4 protein-coding genes and 1 pseudogene are annotated in these 3,198 nt (G+C 57.9%); all 5 read right to left on the reverse strand.

The window, feature by feature from the left end; all coding sequences use genetic code 11:
• Nucleotides 1–80 precede the first annotated feature (80 nt).
• Nucleotides 81–518: a DUF4054 domain-containing protein gene (locus tag NQF87_RS08625; protein WP_266128003.1), complete on the reverse strand. Its 438-nt coding sequence runs from the start codon at nucleotides 516–518 to the stop codon at nucleotides 81–83.
• Entirely contained in the window at nucleotides 518–970 is a 453-nt protein-coding gene (locus NQF87_RS08630) for a hypothetical protein (RefSeq protein WP_266128004.1), read from the reverse strand. The genes NQF87_RS08625 and NQF87_RS08630 overlap by 1 nt, the downstream gene beginning before the upstream one ends.
• A gap of 3 nt (nucleotides 971–973) precedes the next feature.
• Nucleotides 974–2,035 (reverse strand): hypothetical protein, encoded by a 1,062-nt coding sequence (locus NQF87_RS08635; RefSeq protein ID WP_266128005.1) that lies wholly within the window; start codon nucleotides 2,033–2,035, stop codon nucleotides 974–976.
• Nucleotides 2,035–2,583: a structural cement protein Gp24 gene (locus NQF87_RS08640; protein ID WP_266128006.1), complete on the reverse strand. Its 549-nt coding sequence runs from the start codon at nucleotides 2,581–2,583 to the stop codon at nucleotides 2,035–2,037. Before NQF87_RS08640 ends, NQF87_RS08635 begins: the two co-directional genes overlap by 1 nt.
• A 13-nt stretch (nucleotides 2,584–2,596) precedes the next feature.
• Nucleotides 2,597–3,198: pseudogene (locus NQF87_RS08645) on the reverse strand (hypothetical protein); the annotation flags it as partial.

Genomic DNA, 3,198 nt, shown 5'->3' on the forward strand with positions numbered 1-3,198 from the left:
TACCCGCTTTGCATTGGAGGCATTCTGCCCGAGGTCAGTCAGATATTTTGTGAGTTTCGTCCCACCCTTCATACGTGCGCTCATGGCCATATCCTTGCCGGGTGGGGTCTACCGGGGGTAAAGCGCATCTGCCGGTACTTGGCCGTTGCCTGCCAGTAGGTCAGGCCATACTGCGTCTGTGTTAACCAGCCCGCATTGTTCGGCAGGCCGGACCCGTCGTAGGAGACGGAGACAGAGCCACGGGTGGCTGATGCCAGCCTGCCAACGCCCTGCGCTCCAGTGGATGAGCCGCTGCCTGCCGCAGCATTCAGGCCAAGCTGGGCCTGATGTGCCACGAGCAGCCACAGGAGGTCACGCCGCTCATCCAAGTTCTTGACAATGGAGTAGGGGGTGTTGTCGAGGAACAGGCACGCCTGCCTGAACAGGAACCCCGCCTGTGGCTCTGCGACCGTGGAGGCCAGCTGCGGGAAGGCGGCGGCCCAGTCAGGATAGGAGAAGTCAACAACACCTGATGCCATTATCCTCTCCTTTGTCGCATACTTTCTATGTCGGCTGAAACCTTATTGCCCTGACCGAAGTTTTCCTGCGGAATCCCCTCCCATCCCGTGCGCTCGGAGCCAACCTCTTGGAGGCGGGAAATGCCTCGCTGTTCGCTTGTTTCTGCAAAGATGACGTGCCCTGATAGCAGAGAAGATGTGGCGTTCTGCTTCTTCCAGGCTTCCCAGAAATCAGTTGGAACCTCGGTTCGTCCGGCCAGACCAAGAATACGGTTTTCCTGTCCATGAAAGCGCACATCTTCCCGCGCTCCGTTCAGCGTGATGCTGGCGACAGGTATCGGGGCCGACATGTTAGGGTATCCCATCCGGGCGGACGCTGCTCGCTCCTCGGCTTCCTCCTCACGATAGAGAGAGAGGACAACCCCGGATGGGTGACGGCAGAAGACTGTCACTTTCTTATCTGTTTCTGCCATTGTTCAGACTCCTACCATTGTGGCGCAGGCCATCGGACGCTTCCAGACCGTGCCCATTCCTGCTTGGGAGGCTTTCTGCCTGTAGCTGGTGGAATAGGTTTCCAGTCGGTGCATGATCAGCTTGGAGATGAAGGCCGTGAACACGGTTTCGACCCCATCAATCACGGGAGCAAAAAGCTGCATGACCCGCTGTTTAAGAGAGCCATTTCCCCCGTTCATGGAGAGACCTGCCTCCGGCAGGGTCACGATATTCATATTCGGGAAGGCCTTCTTGAGTATGTCATTGAAGGTGATGCCGAAGCTGTTGGTATAGACCAGCGTTTGGGACAGTTCAGACGGGATGACCAGGACGAGGTCGGAATTCATATCGATGTTGCCCTGGAGCTGGATGTTCAGCGTCTGGAACAAGGCGAGAATGTCAGCCAGAAGAGCTACCGGGTCGCCTGTATCTGTCCATGCTGTGACCGTCTTTCCGCCAGAGCCTGCCTTCGGTGTTGGCTGGATGGAGGGCGGGAGGTCGGGATCATTTAGTGCCCCCCGCAGGTTCTTCCCCTCAATGCCAAACAGGTTGATAAGATTGTGCTGCTTGTTCATCGTCAGGGCTGCGGACTGGCGGATTTCATTGACCCATCCAATGGATGCGGCGCCCATCATGCTGGTTTCCATATCGCCATACTGCATCCATGTCTGCCAGATGAAGGCTTCACGAGGTTCCCAGTTGACGTTGGCCCCGACCTGCCCGGCATCACTGAAATCACCATAGGCCGCAACAGAGCCAAGGTTTTCCGAGAAGGGGAAATAGACGATACGCTGCTCAAGGCTGCCTTTCTGAACCGCCCCATAAATCTCTTCAGACTTGGTGGGCGTGACAATGGAGCGGATTACCTGCGGGTCAATGGTGGACCCTACAATCGCCGGGACGCCGGAGTTGGGAGCCGTTACGGGACTGTAGGATGGGGAGGAATCCATCCCGATAGTCTTCTCGTGGGAGAAATGGGTGATGCCAGCCATCCGGATGCCGTAATGGCGGCTTAGGGTCGGTGCTACGCTATGAAGGCTTTTCATTATTTACTGCTTCCGTTGGTAGGGGCGGGGATGTCAGGAGTATTGGGGCCTGCTGCTCTGGAGATGATCATTACAGACCCCGCCGGGGCATCACGGGTGACAACCCATCCTGTGGCGACCGTTCCCTGTGGGGGATTTCCTGCTGGTCCAGTCTGGATGCTGCCGTCCGTTGTGGAGGCATAAACTGCCTGCCCACGGCTTGCCCCCGTGCTCCCGATGGCAAAGTAATCGCCGCCGGTATGAAGTGTGACCATGTTGCCTGCATAGAGGGTCATGGTTGCCTGAGAGAGAACGCTACCAAGGTTGATATTGTTCTGGTCCCGGACGACAAAGCCCGTTGGGGTAGCGTTCGGGCTGGATGCTGGTGGCGCGTTCAATACGGTGACATCATCATCCTGAACCCATGCAAAATGGCCGACGACAACGCCGGTAGAGCCAGCAAAGTGCCCGAGTTCTCCGGGGATGGCTGTCCGGGTCGGATTTACGCTTGCCCTCTGTCCCGGCATTCCGAGAGGCGGTGCATAATTGACACGATTGGGGAAGCCCATGGTGTTCTCCTTATCAAGATAGGATGCGGGGCAGTTTTGTGATGCCCAGGTCAGAGAGGATGCTTGTAGCGGCACTGTCATGCGCCATGGCTGGCTCGTAGGCGGCATGGACGCTGCGAACCCGGCTATTGACCAGAGCCTTGAGGCCCGCCTCATTGACGCCATCCAGGCTGTCCATCGCCATTCCGGACTGCCGTAGGGCATAGCGGTAAATGTCAGGGGCACGGTCCATTCCGTGCACCTCACCAACCAGCGGGCGGACGAGGCGGCGGGCATCATCGGCAGAACGGCGCATCGCACGGTCTGCGGCCAGAGCCTTCTTTATGGCCCGGTCTGTGGCCATTTCCCGTTTGCGCTCTTCCTCCGCATCGTCCTTATCCTCGACCTTCTTTTCGGGGACGCCGGAATTTGGGGCGGTATTCTCATTGTCCATGGAGCCGCCAGTCGACCTGCATGCGGAAAGACAGGCGTCAATCTGCTCCTGTGAGCAGCCGGACTTCTCCATTGCGCTTTTCATGGCTGCAAGCATTTCGTCCATGCCATCCGTCGCCTCTGTAGTCTCGTTCTCCGCCGTGGTTTCGGCGTTCTCAGCGTTGTCCGCTTCGTCGTCCTTGG

It is taken from the genome of Bombella dulcis, assembly GCF_026385505.1.
GTDB classification, from domain to species: Bacteria; Pseudomonadota; Alphaproteobacteria; order Acetobacterales; family Acetobacteraceae; genus Bombella; species Bombella dulcis.

What these genes read in the sequence shown, in the direction of transcription:
- NQF87_RS08625 (WP_266128003.1), bottom strand. Translation starts at nt 518, where the DNA reads ATGGCATCAGGTGTTGTTGACTTCTCCTATCCTGACTGGGCCGCCGCC.
- NQF87_RS08630 (WP_266128004.1), bottom strand. Translation starts at nt 970, where the DNA reads ATGGCAGAAACAGATAAGAAAGTGACAGTCTTCTGCCGTCACCCATCC.
- NQF87_RS08635 (WP_266128005.1), bottom strand. Translation starts at nt 2,035, where the DNA reads ATGAAAAGCCTTCATAGCGTAGCACCGACCCTAAGCCGCCATTACGGC.
- NQF87_RS08640 (WP_266128006.1), bottom strand. Translation starts at nt 2,583, where the DNA reads ATGGGCTTCCCCAATCGTGTCAATTATGCACCGCCTCTCGGAATGCCG.